At 38.9% G+C, this 16,826-nt stretch carries 17 protein-coding genes and 1 other annotated feature; of the genes, 7 read left to right on the top strand and 10 right to left on the bottom strand.

Features of this window, described 5'->3' with window-relative positions:
* Positions 1–25: 25 nt before the first annotated feature.
* A complete protein-coding gene (argS, locus tag C7B89_RS09510; RefSeq protein WP_115673577.1) occupies positions 26–1,699 on the bottom strand; it encodes an arginine--tRNA ligase in 1,674 nt (557 codons plus the stop codon).
* 44 nt (positions 1,700–1,743) lie between these two features.
* Positions 1,744–1,963 (bottom strand) — a binding site (T-box leader).
* An 80-nt stretch (positions 1,964–2,043) separates the two neighbouring features.
* Positions 2,044–3,930 carry an FAD-dependent oxidoreductase gene (locus C7B89_RS09505; RefSeq protein ID WP_115673576.1) on the bottom strand — a complete coding sequence of 629 codons (1,887 nt, stop codon included), beginning with the start codon at positions 3,928–3,930 and terminating at the stop codon, positions 2,044–2,046.
* Positions 3,931–4,531: 601 nt separating this feature from the next.
* Here C7B89_RS09505 and C7B89_RS09500 point away from each other — a divergent pair.
* Positions 4,532–6,136 carry an ABC-F family ATP-binding cassette domain-containing protein gene (locus tag C7B89_RS09500; RefSeq protein ID WP_004230062.1) on the top strand — a complete coding sequence of 535 codons (1,605 nt, stop codon included), beginning with the start codon at positions 4,532–4,534 and terminating at the stop codon, positions 6,134–6,136.
* 129 nt (positions 6,137–6,265) lie between these two features.
* Positions 6,266–6,985, top strand: a complete 720-nt coding sequence (locus C7B89_RS09495; protein ID WP_048392870.1) for a metallophosphoesterase family protein — start codon at positions 6,266–6,268, stop codon at positions 6,983–6,985.
* 57 nt (positions 6,986–7,042) lie between these two features.
* Here C7B89_RS09495 and C7B89_RS09490 read toward each other — a convergent pair whose 3' ends face one another.
* From C7B89_RS09490 to C7B89_RS09475, 4 genes are all read right to left on the bottom strand, one after another.
* A complete protein-coding gene (locus C7B89_RS09490) occupies positions 7,043–7,789 on the bottom strand; it encodes an amidohydrolase family protein (RefSeq protein WP_115673575.1) in 747 nt (248 codons plus the stop codon).
* A gap of 201 nt (positions 7,790–7,990) precedes the next feature.
* Positions 7,991–9,226 carry a beta-ketoacyl-ACP synthase II gene (gene fabF / locus C7B89_RS09485; protein ID WP_115673574.1) on the bottom strand — a complete coding sequence of 412 codons (1,236 nt, stop codon included), beginning with the start codon at positions 9,224–9,226 and terminating at the stop codon, positions 7,991–7,993.
* 27 nt (positions 9,227–9,253) lie between these two features.
* Positions 9,254–9,811: a TetR/AcrR family transcriptional regulator gene (locus C7B89_RS09480; protein ID WP_016993630.1), complete on the bottom strand. Its 558-nt coding sequence runs from the start codon at positions 9,809–9,811 to the stop codon at positions 9,254–9,256.
* 80 nt (positions 9,812–9,891) lie between these two features.
* The gene (locus tag C7B89_RS09475; protein ID WP_016993631.1) at positions 9,892–10,362 is read right to left on the bottom strand and encodes a DinB family protein; all 471 of its coding nucleotides are present in this window, start codon (positions 10,360–10,362) and stop codon (positions 9,892–9,894) included.
* Positions 10,363–10,531: 169 nt separating this feature from the next.
* Between C7B89_RS09475 and C7B89_RS09470 the strand changes: the two genes are divergently transcribed.
* Positions 10,532–11,170 carry a hypothetical protein gene (locus tag C7B89_RS09470; RefSeq protein WP_048392874.1) on the top strand — a complete coding sequence of 213 codons (639 nt, stop codon included), beginning with the start codon at positions 10,532–10,534 and terminating at the stop codon, positions 11,168–11,170.
* Positions 11,171–11,228: 58 nt separating this feature from the next.
* On the top strand, positions 11,229–12,044 hold the full coding sequence (locus C7B89_RS09465; RefSeq protein ID WP_115673573.1) for a S1C family serine protease: 816 nt from the start codon (positions 11,229–11,231) through the stop codon (positions 12,042–12,044).
* A 61-nt stretch (positions 12,045–12,105) separates the two neighbouring features.
* Here the strand turns inward: C7B89_RS09465 and C7B89_RS09460 are convergent, their stop codons facing one another.
* From C7B89_RS09460 to C7B89_RS09450, 3 genes are all read right to left on the bottom strand, one after another.
* Positions 12,106–12,597: a YkvA family protein gene (locus tag C7B89_RS09460; protein WP_103118107.1), complete on the bottom strand. Its 492-nt coding sequence runs from the start codon at positions 12,595–12,597 to the stop codon at positions 12,106–12,108.
* A gap of 274 nt (positions 12,598–12,871) precedes the next feature.
* Entirely contained in the window at positions 12,872–13,072 is a 201-nt protein-coding gene (locus C7B89_RS09455; RefSeq protein ID WP_004230088.1) for a cold-shock protein, read from the bottom strand.
* Positions 13,073–13,294: 222 nt separating this feature from the next.
* Positions 13,295–13,579: a DUF1033 family protein gene (locus tag C7B89_RS09450; protein WP_208644731.1), complete on the bottom strand. Its 285-nt coding sequence runs from the start codon at positions 13,577–13,579 to the stop codon at positions 13,295–13,297.
* Positions 13,580–13,702: 123 nt separating this feature from the next.
* On the opposite strand from C7B89_RS09450, the gene C7B89_RS09445 reads away from it, so the two are divergent.
* From C7B89_RS09445 to C7B89_RS09435, 3 genes are all read left to right on the top strand, one after another.
* Positions 13,703–15,430 carry a globin-coupled sensor protein gene (locus C7B89_RS09445; protein ID WP_115673572.1) on the top strand — a complete coding sequence of 576 codons (1,728 nt, stop codon included), beginning with the start codon at positions 13,703–13,705 and terminating at the stop codon, positions 15,428–15,430.
* 45 nt (positions 15,431–15,475) lie between these two features.
* Positions 15,476–15,757, top strand: a complete 282-nt coding sequence (locus C7B89_RS09440) for an acylphosphatase (RefSeq protein ID WP_016994023.1) — start codon at positions 15,476–15,478, stop codon at positions 15,755–15,757.
* Positions 15,758–15,877: 120 nt separating this feature from the next.
* Positions 15,878–16,144 carry a CPCC family cysteine-rich protein gene (locus C7B89_RS09435; protein ID WP_016994024.1) on the top strand — a complete coding sequence of 89 codons (267 nt, stop codon included), beginning with the start codon at positions 15,878–15,880 and terminating at the stop codon, positions 16,142–16,144.
* A gap of 94 nt (positions 16,145–16,238) precedes the next feature.
* Here the strand turns inward: C7B89_RS09435 and C7B89_RS09430 are convergent, their stop codons facing one another.
* Complete coding sequence (locus C7B89_RS09430; RefSeq protein WP_115673571.1) at positions 16,239–16,451, bottom strand: hypothetical protein; 213 nt, start codon at positions 16,449–16,451, stop codon at positions 16,239–16,241.
* Positions 16,452–16,826: the final 375 nt, after the last annotated feature.

Here is a 16,826-nt window from a genome sequence, read left to right as displayed (position 1 = left end):
TTACCCTTTACATGGCTAAGGCTTCTTACATATTTTCAGGTGATTCAATACCTAATAAGGCTAATGACTCTTTTAAAACAATAGCAACACTCTGACATAATGCAAGACGGGATGCTTGCTGTTCATCTTCTACTAATATTTTGTACTGTGCATAATATTTATTAAATAAACGTGCCAGTTGTAAGGCATATTTCGCTATTTGGGACGGATCAGCCTGCTCAAAAGCCATAGCTACCGTTTTAGGAAACTGTTCTAGTAATAAAATAATCGGCCAAGCCTGCTCTCCTAAAGATTTGAATAGCATATCTTGAGTCGGAGCTTTCTTTTTATCTAAAATAGAGCAAATACGTGCATATGTATACTGTACATATGGCCCTGTTTCGCCTTCAAAATTCATCATTTGCTCGATTGAAAATTCAATATCGTTGAGACGATGGGATTTTAAATCATTAAAAATTACCGCTCCAACCCCCACTTGCTTTGCGACTTGCTCTTTGTTAGGTAGAGAAGGGTTTTTCTGCTCCATATTACGCTGTGCCGTCGTTATAGCTTCTGCTAGTACATCAGCTAATAACACCACTTTACCTTTACGAGTCGACATTTTTTTGCCATCCTTCAGCATCATGCCAAATGACACATGTTGCAGATTCTTTGCCCAAGGATAGCCCATTTTTTCGATGACCTGAAAAAGTTGTTTAAAGTGGAGGGACTGCTCATTGCCAACAACGTAGAACATCTTTTGGGGCTGGTAGTGCTGTTGGCGATACAGGGCTGCTGCTAAATCACGCGTCGCATAAAGCGTGGCTCCATCCGTTTTCGTTATTAAACATGGAGGCATCTCCTCCATCTCCACAACATACGCACCTTCTGATTCCACAAGGAGGCCTTTTTCTTTTAATTCTGTTACAACGGACGGCATTTTGTCATTGTAAAAGGCTTCACCTATAAAGGCATCAAAATGAATTCCTAATAGCTCATATATTGTTTGAAATTCTATGAATGACACATCTCGGAACCATTGCCATAATGCCTGTGCCTCTTCATTACCGTCCTCCAATGCTTTAAAGGCGGCACGAGCCTGTTCATTGAGCGTTGGGTCTTGCTCGGCCTCTTCATGAAACTTCACATAAATCTTTAATAACTCCTCTATTGGTGACGCTGAAATAGCTTGTTTATCACCCCAAAGCTGATAAGCAACAATAAGCTTGCCAAATTGTGTACCCCAGTCCCCTAAATGATTGATACGAATGGCTTGATAGCCATTTTTTTCTGCAATATTTGCTAAGGCATTACCGATGACCGTTGAACGTAAATGTCCCATCGAGAAAGGCTTGGCGATATTAGGAGAGGAAAAATCCAAGACGACCGTTCCCATCTTTGTTGGCGTAGTACCATATTGTTGCTTGTCGCGCAGAATCTTGCGTAACACCTGTTGCGTCACCTTTTGTTGATCAAGAAAAATATTGACATAGCCACCAACAGCTTGCACACGCTCGATACTGTCATGATTTAATTGACTTGCTATCTGTGCTGCGATACTCTGTGGTGATTTTTTCCACACTTTTGCTAGAGTAAAGCATGGAAAGGCTACGTCCCCTAGCTCCAAGCTTTTGGGCTTTTCTAATAATGACAATATGTCCTCTCCTATTATTTGCTGCTTTAATGTGACTGCTATACTGTCGGCGATTTGTTGATTCATTTTGCTCCTCCTCCTGTTCAAATAAAAAAGCCCTCGCCTCTATAATTAGAGACGAGAGCATCATAATCCCGTGGTACCACTCTAGTTGCCATGTCACATGACCACTTTCCATTGTTAACGAGGTGACGCCCCGCTATTCTCTACTATTTGTTCGAGAATCTTCTCCAAAGTGCGCTTCATTCATGGTTCCTGCATTAGGCTCCCACCATCCCTAACTCGCTTGCCAGTCATTCCATCAATTACTCTCTTTTTCATCGAATTTTTTATGATTTTGACATATATTACAGGACTTTCTAATTGGCGTCAACCCTTTTTTACGTTGCCGTTTCAGCAAAAAACGCTCCTCACAAGGAGGAACGTTTTTTTTCTACATAATGAATCACATCAGCCATAATCGCATACATCTCTTTTAATTTTAATTTCTTATTATCAGAGACTTTCTTCGCTACTTTCTCCGTGACAATTCCTTTTTCTACCAATGTATCCCAGCTAGTCGCATTGGATTCACCGATGAGGACGTCAGCCAAATATTGAGCTAACTCATCTCGCTCAATAGCTTCATCGCCTTGATTATAAACTTTATTGATGACAATTTCGAGCTGGTCCTTCATTCCTGCTGCACTTTCTCCACCAGCACGTAGCATGCTCTCTTTTAACATTTTAGCAAACTTTATTTTCGTCGCCTTACTGTCTACTTTTAGGTCATTATCATAGCCGCCCACAACAAGGCCGTAATTAATGAGGGTTTGAATGGCTTCATCATACCATTCTCCTTGATATGGATACTCAATTGAAAATGAATCAACATAGGCACCTTGTTTAGCTAATTGCTTTCGTAATGTAGCGATTAATGATTTATCCTTACTCATGTCTCTAAAAGTTACATCGTGCTTCTGTGCAAGAGCAGCCGCAGTCCCAGCCGCTTCACCTGTCACCATCCCTGTTGGAACAATACGTGCACTACCAGCTGCAAGTGATGAATAACCAGCAGAGCGTCCGACAACCAGTAAGCCATCAATATCCTTCGGTACTAAAGACCGGAAAGGAATAGCATATTGCTTTGGTGCAGCGATCACATAGCCATAATCATGAGGCGTTTGCGCTTGCACATCGACTGGATAAGAAGCAATGCCAATGCTATCCCACTGATCACTATTTTTCCACAGGTCTGCCATTGGTAATTGATACTCTGCCCAAATATGTCTCGTTTCTCGGACGTAGAGTTCTTCTGGATAGCTGACAATTTCAGCCTTTTCAAACCCTGGGAAGTTTGTTTGTAAATATTTTAGAATGTGTAACGTTTCTTTCTTCCCAGCGACAATCGCCGCTTGTTTTGAGGATTCATTCAAGCCATCAATACCAAAAATCTGTAAGGCATTGATGAAATATTCATCATCTACACGAGCTAAGTTTAACCCTCGTAATCTTGTACCCTCTTGTAATGGCTTGTATTCATCATGTAGCTTTGTAAAGCCCCACATCACCGTATGATTTAAATTAGCACCGCCAAATACACCGGAATTAGCCGCTTTTTTGACTTCATCCCAATTGACATTTTTTAAATGTAGCATTAAAGTCACAGCCATACGCTTATCCTTTATGCCAATATCTTCTCCGCCCACAAAGAAAGGAACGCCCGACAAGGCAGCAAAATCAGCATCCTGTGTAGCATCTATGAATGATTTCCCCGTCACAACATATGTACCGTACTCATTTTTTAATTCCACAGACGTTAATTGTTGTTGTTTGACATTTGCTTTCACAACCTCGGTTTGCACGGATAACGTTAAGTTGGGCTCTTCATCGATTAGCTTTTTAAAGGCTGCCTTAGCACCTACAATGCCAAAAGCGTCATTCCCTCTAACAAGCTCATGCCATTCCTTAAATATTCCCTCACTAATCGAGTTGTTATGGCCATCACGAGGAATGTCGAGGAAATTCAGCATACCATATGTAAATAATCCACCTAACTCTTGTCGTTTTTCGACCAGCAATGTTTTCGCACCATTTCGAGCAGCAGCCACAGCCGCAGCCACTCCCTCTGGCTCACCACCGATGACAATAACATCATATTCTTCCTCTATATGTTCAATTGGTTCTGGCTTTTTATACTCATCTACTAATTTATCGTATGCCATAGAGTTTGTTATTTCTTTAATAAAATAGTAGCTACCAAACCCAACTAAAACTACTATTACACAAGTGGCTGTCCATAATAAGCCCTTACCCATAATATACCTCCAATTGTTAAAATTTCCATCGATGTGTTTATTTAATCATCATTCCCGCCACAAGGGCTGAATGTCCTAGTTGAACGCAGGCATAGCATATCATTACCACAAACGAATAATTCTTTAGCTTACAGCATTCTTATATGAAATTATCATTAAGATAAATGAATGAAATCATTTATGAGGATTGTGATGTTTTTAGTCTAACTTTAGCAACATCTATCTAGTATAAATGAAAGAGCCACGAATAGCTGGCATTCAAAACGGGGATGGGCTTGTGGGCACCAGTGATGATTTACTTGATATATAAACAGTCAGAATCATTTTAGACGAAACCTTTGTGAATAAGCAACTAAAATCCCCGTGGTAAATGATGTCATTTTTCTATTCTTTTTCAAAAATAGTTAATCACACTACAATATAGACGCCTCACTCTCAAAGAAAGTTACACCAAATTTAAATTTTTTATTGTATCTTTATTCAGTTTATGTTTAACAAAAAATGTGGAAAGAACGCCAAACCTTGATTTAATAATGTTTATAGACTATGGAACATATTTCATGCTATACTAGAGCCATTGTGAAAAAAAGGAGGAACTTGCATGATTCAAGTTAGTAATGTAGGTCTTCGCTATGGCGATCGTAAACTATTTGAAGACGTAAATATAAAATTCACACCAGGCAATTGCTACGGTTTAATTGGGGCAAATGGTGCTGGTAAATCAACATTTTTAAAAATCCTTTCTGGTGAAATCGAAGCGCAGGAAGGAAATGTATCGATGGGTAAGGACGAACGTTTATCTGTCCTGAAACAAAACCACTTCGAATACGATGAGCATACAGTGCTCGACACAGTTATTATGGGGAATAAACGCCTATATGACGTGAAAACAGAAAAAGACGCTATCTATGCAAAGGAAGATTTCTCAGATGAGGATGGCATGCGTGCTGCAGAGTTAGAAGGTGAATTTGCAGAGCTAAACGGTTGGGAAGCTGATTCAGAAGCGGCTACACTATTAAACGGTTTAGGTATCTCCGATGATCTTCATTACATGCTAATGGGCGATCTTGAAGGTTCTGACAAAGTTAAAGTATTACTGGCACAGGCACTGTTTGGTCAGCCTGATGTACTATTACTCGATGAGCCTACCAACCACCTTGACTTAAAGGCAATTCAGTGGCTGGAAGAGTTCCTGATTAACTTTGAGAATACAGTTATTGTTGTATCCCATGACCGTCACTTCTTAAATAAAGTATGTACACATATTGCGGATTTGGACTTCTCTAAAATCCAATTATATGTAGGGAACTATGATTTCTGGTATGAATCTTCTCAATTAGCACAAAAAATGGCACAAGATCAAAATGCGAAAAAAGAAGAGAAAATTAAAGAATTACAAGCGTTTATCGCACGTTTCTCTGCCAATGCTTCTAAATCGAAGCAAGCAACATCTCGTAAAAAAATGCTGGATAAAATTGAACTGGATGATATTAAGCCATCAAGCCGTAAATATCCATTCATCAACTTCCAAATCGGCCGTGAAATTGGGAACGATGTCCTAACAGTAGACGGTCTAACAGCAAGTCATGAAGGCGAAACGCTATTCAAGGACATGCGCTTCTCGATGAACAAAGAAGATAAAATTGTTTTACTTGGTAGCCCAATGGCGAAAACAGCACTTCTTGATATTTTAATGGAAGAAAAAGAAGCGGATGCTGGCACATTTAAATGGGGTGTAACGACATCTCAAAGCTACTTCGAAAACGATCATGACAAGTACTTCGAAGGTTCTGAAAAAACATTAGTAGAATGGTTACGTCAATATTCTCCAGACGATGAAACAGAAAGCTTCCTACGTGGTTTCCTAGGACGTATGCTGTTCTCTGGTGAAGAAGTGAAGAAATCCCCTGCTGTTCTTTCTGGGGGCGAAAAGGTACGTTGTATGCTATCGAAAATGATGCTTGCGACAGCAAATGTTATTTTATTAGATGAACCTACGAACCACCTTGACCTTGAATCTATTCAAGCATTGAACGAGGGCTTAATTCGTTTCAAAGGCGCAATGATTTTCACATCACATGACCATCAGTTCATCCAAACAATTGCTAACCGTGTCATCGAAATCCGTGAAGACGGCTCTATTTTAGATAAGCAGTTAACATATGATGAATTCCTAGAGTGGAAAGATAGCCAAGGCTTAAGCTAAGCTTTACAAAAATCCTCTACCCATAGTGGGTAGAGGATTTTTTTGTCTTTAGTGTTTATATGGTTTTTAAAGGATTAAAAGGATTTTTATTGAATTATATAGTATAGCATTAATGAGGGGGTAATCTTCGTGAAGAAAATTGCAATTATATCAGATATTCATGGGAATAAAACGGCATTAGAGGCCGTATTAAAAGACATTCGCTTAAGAAAGATTGACAGAATTTTTTGTTTAGGTGATTTAATCGGCAAGGGCCCTCAAGGTTCTGCCTGTATAGAACTTATCCAACAGAATTGTGAACAAGTCGTACGAGGCAATTGGGACGTATTTATTCAATCCCCTACTGACAATGATTTTCTCCAATGGTTTAAAGATCGATTAACAGCAAAAGACTATCAATATCTCGGGTCATTACCCTTCCATATTGATCTTGAATTAAATGAACAGCTCATAAGATTTTTCCATGCGTCTCCAAGAAGTGAATTTGAACGTATCCTACCAAATCATCCACTTGAAAAGCGTTTATCTATGTTTGAGAATACGGCAGTAACCAATTCAAGCCATTACAAGAAACATCCTGATATTGTGTTCTATGGCGATATCCATACAACTTTTTTACATACATATAAACAAGGAATTCTTTGTAATGTAGGGAGTGTTGGTAATTCACTTGACCTAACTTCTGCTTCCTATGCCATTCTAGATGGAACACAGTCAAACAATGCCATCCAATTTATTAGAGTAGCATATGACCGAGAGGCTGAGCTAATGATCGCAAAAGAGCTGGGTATGCCTCAATTAGATCAGTATTATAATGAAATAATGTTTGCCAACTATCGAAATGCTTAGTACCGTCATAATTAAAAAAGAATCCATTTTCATGCCAACATGGATTCTTTTTTATATTCAACGCTGAAAATACCATTGCAGCGCATTCTTGTAGAGGATTTTATCAGCAGCCTGTTGATCAAATAGCTGTTGAATCAATTCCACATCCCCATAATTAAAAGGTCGTTTAGCTCTTGTAGACGGGCAATCTGTTCCAAACATGAGGGCATCTGGATTAGCATTATAAATCGCTTGTAAAGCATGCTTCACATCCAGCTCCACACGACCAAAGCCAGTCGCCTTGACACGTACTCCCTTATCAACAAGCTTTAATAAATGTGGCAGCCCTTCTTCCGACAACCCTAAATGATCGATGGAGATGGCTGGTAATGCTTCAATTGTCGAGGCTATCTCCGGTATTTCCTTCGCATCGATATATAATTCACTATGCCAGCCCACCAAATCATAAACCCGTCGTGCAAAGGTTTCTAGCTGTGATAAATCCTCTGAACCACCTCGTCTACTATTAAAGCGTAATGCCCGTACCCCATTGTTATGTAAATGTATAATTTCATCATCCGTGACCGTATTAGGTAATTGCGTTACCCCACAAAACGTGGGACCAAGTTGTTTCAATGCTTTTAAAAGATAGGCTTGGTCAAATCCTTGAAAAGATTCTGATACAATGGCGCCCCCCGCTATCTGGAGACTCACTGTGTCCTTTTGATAACCCTCTACTACATAGCTTGGTGGCGTATAACCTTGATTTTCGATAATCGGAAAATTAAAGTCAATGATATGAAAGTGTGCATCAAAGATTCGCATCATTTATCCCCCTTTTCCTTTGAATTTACCATACTCTAACTATAAGTTATAATACGAATTTCTAGCTATTTATCATAAGGAAAACTTATTGACTTGCAATAGCTTAAGTTCCCTCTTCTCTTTTCAAGTTGATAAAACAAACGTAAAAAATGGTATGAACAATTAAATTCATACCACTCTTTTTAGCTAGTAGCTAATGCCTTATTCCTCAAATTTTTTAAATGCTAGCACAGCATTATGACCACCAAAGCCAAACCCATTCGATAGCGCAAAGTTAACGTCTTGATGAAGCGCCTCATTAGGAACATAGTTTAAATCACATTCGGGATCTGGTGTTTCATAATTGATGGTTGGTGGAATAATGCCATCCATTATACTTTTCAATGTAATAATGGCTTCAATTCCACCGGCCGCGCCAAAGAGATGTCCTGTCATCGATTTTGTGGAGCTAACCTTTAGTTGATAGGCATGGTCACCAAAAACGTGTTTAATAGCCTTTGTTTCAGATTTATCTCCCTCTGGAGTACTTGTGCCGTGTGCGTTGATATAATCGATAGCTGCCCCATCGATAGCACCCATTTTTAATGCCAGCTTCATGGCATTGGCAGCACCCGTAAAATCAGGAGCTGTAATATGATAAGCATCTGTTGTCACACCATAGCCAACAATCTCACCCAGAATCGTAGCACCCCTTTGTTTGGCGTGTTCATACTCCTCTAGGAATATAATGCCAGCTCCTTCAGACATGACAAAGCCATCCCGCTCGCTATCGAATGGTCGACTGGCCTTTGTTGGCTCTTCATTCCTAGTGGACATGGCTTTCATGCGGGAGAATCCTGCAAAGCTAAGTGGATTGATCGGTGCCTCCGCTCCGCCTGCTAAAATGCCATCCGCATAGCCATGTCGAATCGCTAAGAAAGCTTCTCCAATCGCCTGGTTTCCTGTCGCACAGGCAGAAACAGGTGAAAAGCTTGGTCCTTTAAAGCCCGTTTTGATTGCTAGTATTCCTGCAGCCATATTGCTAATCATCATCGGCACCATAAATGGTGACACCTTCCTAGGCCCTTGATTGAGCATCGCTTGATGATTTTCTAAAATCGTTTCAATGCCCCCAATGCCAGAGCCGATGTAAACGCCTAAACGCTCCTTATCTACCTGTTCCATATTTAAATTGGCTTGTGTCAGAGCTTGCTGGGCAGCGGCAACAGCATATTGCACAAATAGATCATATTTACTGATTTCTTTTTTATCCATATACAGCGTTGCATCGAAATCCTTACTCGTCCCAGCAATTTGCGTATTAATGCCGCTGAATGCCTCCCCTTGAATTTTTTGAATCCCTGATTTTCCTGCCTTAATATTCTCCCATAAGGCTGATACCGAATTACCTAACGGGGAAACAACACCATATCCAGTAACAACGACTCTTCGTACCATGCACATCGCTCCTTCTCGTATCATGTCTTACTTTAACAGTTCCTTTAATTGCTCCAGCATCTTTTGAAAGAACGCTTCTCCTACAACACGTTTATATTGTAATGCCCCTTTCGTACTTGAAATAAGTAATACAGCTAGAGCCTCCAAATCATTAGTAGCTTGGAGTGCGCCTTGTTGTTTAGCATCTTTCAATAGCTCAACAAAGACATCGATTTCCATTTGACTAAGCTGCTGAAGCTTTTCTTGCATTGGTTGCGGTAATTCTTGATAATCCGCCTGTAAAGCTGATATAGGGCAAATGCCGTCTTGCTCTAGAAATTTTATTCGCTGCATAATAAAGGCAAATGGCTTTTCCTCAGCTGGCAAAGTGGACTCCTTCATCAATGTAAAAGTTCTCTCTAATCCTTGTTGAATTCTTTCGCAAACAGCAATCCCTAAGTCTCCCTTCTTCTCGAAATGATAGTGAATACTGGCTTTCGTGACGCCAAGCTCCTTTGCTAAATGCTCATAACTAAATGATGTGAATCCTTTTTCCTGAATATTCTTCAATGTTAATTCTATAATTTGCATTTTTCTATTTGTCATGGCTTTATACTAACTTACTAGTAGGTAAGTGTCAATCTAAAAAATGCAGCAGATAAATCGTTTATCTGCTGCTCGCGTAATTATTGCATTTCCTTTGTTGGTCCCATCACGCCAGGTACTGGTAAACCTGCTTGACGTAGTAGGACCGTCATTTGTCCACGATGATGTGTTTGATGGTCAATTAATACACGTAATAAAGCCCCTTTTGGCATCGGCGCTTTAAAGCCTGTTACTACCTCTAGTAACTCTTCATTCGAAAGCTTAGCCACTTCCTCTTTAATACCATTTGCTACGCTTTCATAGGCTGTCACGATCTCAGCCGCAGTCGTTGGCACAGGATCTTCTTGACGAATCATTGGTACTTTTAACCCTGCTAGATAGCTAAAATATCCTGCTGCTCCAACTAAATGCCAGCCTAACCAACCAAGTGTACTGTGACCCTCTACAATGCTTTGTTGAAGCTTGTCATCTGTTAAAGCCTGTAATACCTGTAGTGTCCCGTTTGATGCATTTGACCATTCTTGTAAGAAATCATCTACATGTCTATACATGTCTTTGCCCCCCATTTTTTCACTTCATTTCTATCATAGATAATTTTCCATGCTGTTACAAGTTTTCATTAAATAGTTTACATAATAATATTATTTATATAATCTCATATTATTCGTATAACACTCCTCGTTCACGTATAATGAAAGAAAATAGCGAAGGAGTGTGCCCATGAGATACCCTGTTCTAGTACTTTCTGTAGTATTTTTACTGGCTGGCTGTCGTGAAGAAGTTCAGGAAGAGCCTGTGCCAGCTCCAACACCATCTGTGGAAGACAAGCAAGCAGTGGAACAAGATCAAACGTCACTTCTCTCCTATTTTCCACCTGATGGATCTGTTGCTTCTTTTCAAGGGGAAGGAAATGAATTTGCTAGCTTCACACTAAAAACTACCTACCTCGATACACAGCATATCGTACAAATAGAGGATAATGGTGGTGTGACACTATTAAAAATCTACCGCATAACGGATACAAGTATTGATCTTGTCTATCGAGAACCTGTTGACAGTAATCCAAGCATGCCAAGTGCAGCTGAGGCAGCTTCTTATCCTGTCCTGGAAACCGTACTTCAAAAGCCTTTACAAGTCGGGACAAGCTTTCAAGGTTGGACCATTGAATCAACGACCGCTACTGTTGATACTGGTACAACGGTCTATCAAGATGTCATCCAGCTAAGTCGCTCTGAAGATCAAATGACCACAACCAAATATTTTGCAAAGGACATTGGTCTAATTCGCAAAGAGGATACGATGGAAACAGAGCAAGATGAGCCATTTGTTGTGACATCAACCTTGCAAAAAATAGAATAATTGAAAGAAAAGAGGCGTCCTGCTTGGGCGTCTGTTTTTTAGCAAAGGAGGCCAATCAATGAGTGATATACATAATGCAACACCAAAGCAAGATGAATTAACGGAAGAAGAATTTATTGAACTTGTACTCGAGGAACAGCAAAAAGCATTAGCACAGGCGCGAGAAGAACGCATTTATGGAAAAAAGCAAAAAAAACAAAAGCCTCTTGTACGCTGGATCGTGTGGGGTATGGCACTAGTGCTGTTTTTCAATACATTTGCCCTCATTTTTCAAATCTACTCCATACCTGCGCTTGAATTTATCAAGGTTTCAACGCGGCTCTCTGCACAAGAAGATATACAAACCTATAAAAAGGCAGTCGTTGAAATTTCAACAGGCTCCAGTAAAGGCACTGGTTTTGCCATCTCACCAGATGGTCTGATTGTCACCAACGCCCATGTTGTCGAACATGCCACAACATTATCAGTCGTCTTTCCTGATGAGGGACTGATGGAAGCAACATTAATCGAGAGCTATCCAGCCGTAGATTTAGCCTTTGTACAGGTGCAAGCTGAGCAACTTCCCTATCTACCTCTTGCAGAAGATCCACCTTACACTGTTAATGAACATGTCTATTTTATTGGAAATCCACTTGCTTTCACCGGCATCGCTAATGAAGGAACATTGCTAGAAGCCATTCAATTAGAAGATTGGCAGGAGCCAGTTAGGATGCTAAAAGCTCCTGTTTATCGGGGCAATAGTGGTAGCCCTGTAATCGATCAACATGGCGAGGTCATTGGGGTTATCTTTGCCACGATGAAATATGAGCCCATTGGAAATGTTGGCCTATTTGTACCTGTACAACAACTCCGAAATTTATTAGAAGAGCAATAAAAAATGAACCTGTAATAAGCAGGTTCATTTTTATAGGGCGTCTTAGGTTTACATAATATTATTATTTATCTTTACTTTCTTGCTTGACGAACTGAGCAATTGGCGATTTTACAGGAATTTTACTGACAACCTCATCACTCACTTCTGCAACCTTTTGTAGCACATGTAAAAGCTTGTCATCCCCTGTCCAATGCTTTTCCACTACATCTGGACCCAACTTATTAATAATGGTATTTACCACAAAAGTTGCTAGTACAACATCATCTAAATAGCCACCAAAGCCTAGCAGTCCTTCTGGCATTAAATCCATCGGTAATACAAAATACGCAATGGATGCCCCAATTAATGCACGACTCTTTTTATCTACACCCGCATCGGTTACTGTTTTAATTAACAAATGAAATAAATCAGGCACAAACATTAAATACGGAGTAAACTTGTTACTTTTTCCCTTTTTCGACCCAAGGAAAGCTACTAATTTTGTACGTAGTTTCTGATAAAAATCCTTTTGCTCCTGTTCTTCAGGCAATTTTTCTTCATTATTCACATTCATCTGCCTCCTTCTTTACAGCTATGCGCTATTTTGGCGGGGCTACCCTCCATTTTATGGGGTTATCCGCTACTTTTGTGCAGCTATCCTCCAGTTTCACATGGCTATCCGCTGCTTTTATAGCGCTATCCTTTACTTTTGCATGGCTATCCGCCACTACTATATATTTAACCTAAAATAGGGTTTGTAATCCTTAAACTTGCAAATGATACAAAAAAGACATCCTATTTGCATAGGATGTCTTGGGTTTAACGAAAGTAATTTTAATTACTGAGAATTAAAGTTTAGTTACGTTAGCAGCTTGTGGTCCGCGGTTGCCATCTACAACTTCGAATTCCACTTTTTGACCTTCGTCAAGAGTTTTGAAACCTTCGCCTTGGATAGCTGAGAAGTGTACGAATACGTCGTTTTCACCTTCAACTTCGATGAATCCAAAACCTTTTTCTGAGTTAAACCATTTTACTGTACCTTGTTTCATTTAAGAAAACCTCCAAAAAATAAAAGTGAACAATATGTAATTTCTTCAGCGATTGAAAAAAATTCACATATTACAAAGAGTACCGAACTAACGCGATCACTTTTTGTAATATGTGAATTCATGTTTCCGGTGAAGCAATTAAATTGTTAAGTTAAGTATAACTGCCATCCATAATTTTGTCAAATAAAGAAAAAATCTTTTTTACTTTTTTTCAAAATTTTTTTACTTCTCTTCTATTTTACACGCAATTATTCCATGATATACTTGTGCATCATCATCGCAAGCCTCACAGTAAAAGCTTTCATCCTCAGACCAAAAAGCCCAATACTGCTCCTCTTTCGTTGCCTCATTATCGTAAGAGGAACGAAAATGCGCTAATTTTTGCTGTAATGCACGTTCAAAGAGCTCCTTCGTGTCAAATGTATCTTCAGTTTGAATATAAGCTTCCCAGCCTTCAAATTTCCACCAAGGCTCATAGTCCGCTTTCATGTAAATAATTGTATACATATTTGCCCATTCCTTGCTGTCATAAGATAGTTTCATTTTAGCAAACACAATTGAAATGTCTATTAAAACCACCTGAATTATGCTATTATTACCTTATTATACATACTTTTTGGAGGTATTTTTATGTTTTCAAGTATTCGACCTAAAGCAGAGCTAGAAGAACTACTCAAACGTGGTACAGATTTACATGCAACAGGCCGATTTTACCAAACACTGGCATTCAATCATTTCACTTCACAAGATGAGGAGCACTTAAAGGCACTCTATCAAAAGCTCAAAGACATTACCCCTTCCATGAATGCCATTTTTCATCATTATTTAAGCGAGATATCCCCTACCTCTCAATTAATCATTAGTGAAGAAAATATTAATCAATACTTAACACAGTTTTTCTTAGCAACTCGTGATGATCATTATGTAGATGAAACTGTCAAATTTTTCAATCTATTCCGCAAGCATCAATACGAGCCTGGTAAATTAATTGTTGTCTTCAACCAATTTGCCTTCTATATTACTACATATATTTTATACAATTTTGGTATCAAGCCAAATAAAGCATTTCAATATATGAAATCATTCCAATCCGCTGTCAATGTCGATCAAGAATTATTAGTGGAAGTGTTAACAGAACGCATTATTGAAAATGTGGTAGGAGAAGTATCTTCTTTAATGGATGTCAATGCCAAAATTATGTACATGAAAGATTTAGTTTTTAGCCTAGATAAGCAAAATGAAGAAATTCAATCCTCTACTGCTGCAACAGAACAGATTGCAGCTTCTATCAATGAGGTTGCACGCATGTCTTCTCATATATCAGAGAAAACAACTGAATCTGTTGACCATGCTACAAAAGGTAAAAACGCTATTGAGCATGCCCTATCGGAGATTTTTAAAACAGAAGAGACCTTTACATCCATTGTTGACTCATTTTCGGAATTACAAAAAAGGGTAAATGATATTGAGCAGGTTGTCACATTAATCAATCAAATCGCCGATCAAACGAATCTACTCGCACTTAATGCCTCCATTGAAGCAGCGCGTGCAGGTGAACATGGGAAAGGCTTTGCGGTCGTTGCACAGGAAGTACGAAAGCTTGCTGAAAACACGGTAGCTGCGCTAAGTGAAGTATCCGCAAATGTTCATCATTTAAAGAGTTATTCGAATGATGTTTCTAACTCAATTACCGATACGACAGCTATTATTAAAGAAGCAACCGTTGAAGCAAAAGATTCGTTACCATTATTAAATGCCATTGTTCAAGCGATTGAGGGTATTAATTTAGATGTGACAAATACGGCTGCCATTTCCCAGGAACAAGCAGCCGCGATTGATGAAGTTTCAGCAAGAATGATTGAAATTTCAAGCTTGCAGGAAGATATTCGTGATTATAGTCATAATACATCCAGCGATATTCATTTATTAGGGAAAGAAATTAACCGTTTCCGTAATGATCTTATTGCTAACAATAATGTACAGCTTTCATCTATTGCCCTACTACAATTATCGAAGGCGGATCATATTTTATGGAAATGGCGCATTTATAACATGTTCCTTGGCCTAGAAAACGTTGATCCAAGCGATGTTTCTTCTCATAGAGACTGTCGACTTGGCAAATGGTACACTGCGCCTCGTACAGTCGAACGTTTCGGTCATTTACAGGACTATCATGAATTAGATGGCTATCATTTACGCGTCCATGAATCAGCGAAGCTTGCGGCTGAAGCCCATAAAGCGGGTTATATCGAACAAGCTGATGTTCATCTAAAAGAAGTCGATGAGGCATCTAAGCATGTACTTTATCACATTAATAACTTAATTGCCTATTTAGAAAAAGAACGTGTCATGCAATAAAAGGAGAGGTTCGCCCCTCTCCTCTATTAAGTAGGAGGTATTCCCTTGAACAAACGAGCAAGTATAAAATTTTTTGGTGATGTCTATGGCACAGGCTACCGATTCTTCATCAAGCAAAAAGCTATTGAATTAGGGTTAAAAGGATACTGTCGATTGAATGACGCAGAGCAAATTGAGGTGGAAGTGGAGGGCTCAGAAAAGGCACTCAATGAATTTCTCCTTTTTGTACAAAAAGGCGTTAGTCCCCAAGCCGATTCCAATTCATTTTCTTTAGAATTATACGATGATTTAAAAGGCTATATACGTATGGAGTCAGACATTGTTTAATGTCTGGCTTTTTTGTAGTGTTGTTTTAGAGAGGGGTTCAACAATTTTTAATCTTAACACTGCATTTTGTCATAAAGGAAGTATGATAAAATTATCGAAAAATATTTGGGAGTGATTATAATGAAATTTACTTGTCCTTGTTGCGGATATAAGACAATGAAAGGAAAACCACCAGGTACATACGAGATATGTGAAATTTGTTTTTGGGAAGATGACGGCGTTCAATTTTATGATTATGACTTTGGAGGTGGAGCTAATACGCTATCCTTAAGGCAAGCACAGAAAAATTTTAATATATTTGGTGCATGCGAAGAACGATGTATTGCGTTTGTAAGAAAACCAAACGAAAAAGACGAAAAAGATTCAAATTGGAAGCCGTTTTTCTAGAGAGCTGACACTGGGCTATGGGTTCTTTGAATGATGCCTCCTCTCCTAGTTATTGAAATCAAAAAAGTCATGCTCTTAAGAACATGACCTATCGTCATTTTTTGATTTTTATTTTTTGAATGGCAGCAACTAATATTGATTCATCAGTGATTTTCACATATTGATTTTTAGATTCCTTCATATAGCCTTCTTTGTTTAAATAGGCTTTTAATTTTGATTTTTTCTCAAAGACTTTTTCTTTCACTTTCTGTTCACTTACTGGTTCATCCCTATTTTTTGTAATAGACACCAGAAAAATTTTCGTCATCCTATATCCCCCTTTGTATCAGTTACGAATTCATTTGGAAAAAGTTTCATACAAGACTCATTCATTTTGGATGAAGATGCTCTTCTTAGAAAATAAACCGCTCCTTTTCGAGTTGGAGCCGCTCATGGATCTCACTTAACCGCTCGCTTTGAGGCAGAAGCCGCTCTTGAATCAAATTACGCTCCTCTATTCAGTGACCGAGATGCAAAAAATCGCTCATTCCGATGCCAGAATGGCTCCTTAGGATAACAAAACCGACTTATTCATCGAAACAACTCACTTATTCTATGTATTATCATTGAGAAAGTTCACAAATAGCAGTAAAATTTATGTAAGGGATTAATTTTCAATGAAACTTTATGTCGATTATTTCGT

It is taken from the genome of Lysinibacillus capsici (assembly GCF_003367505.1).
GTDB lineage: Bacteria > Bacillota > Bacilli > Bacillales_A > Planococcaceae > Lysinibacillus > Lysinibacillus capsici.
Note: the sequence above shows the minus strand (reverse complement) of the source record. Positions and strands in the feature narration are given on the sequence as shown.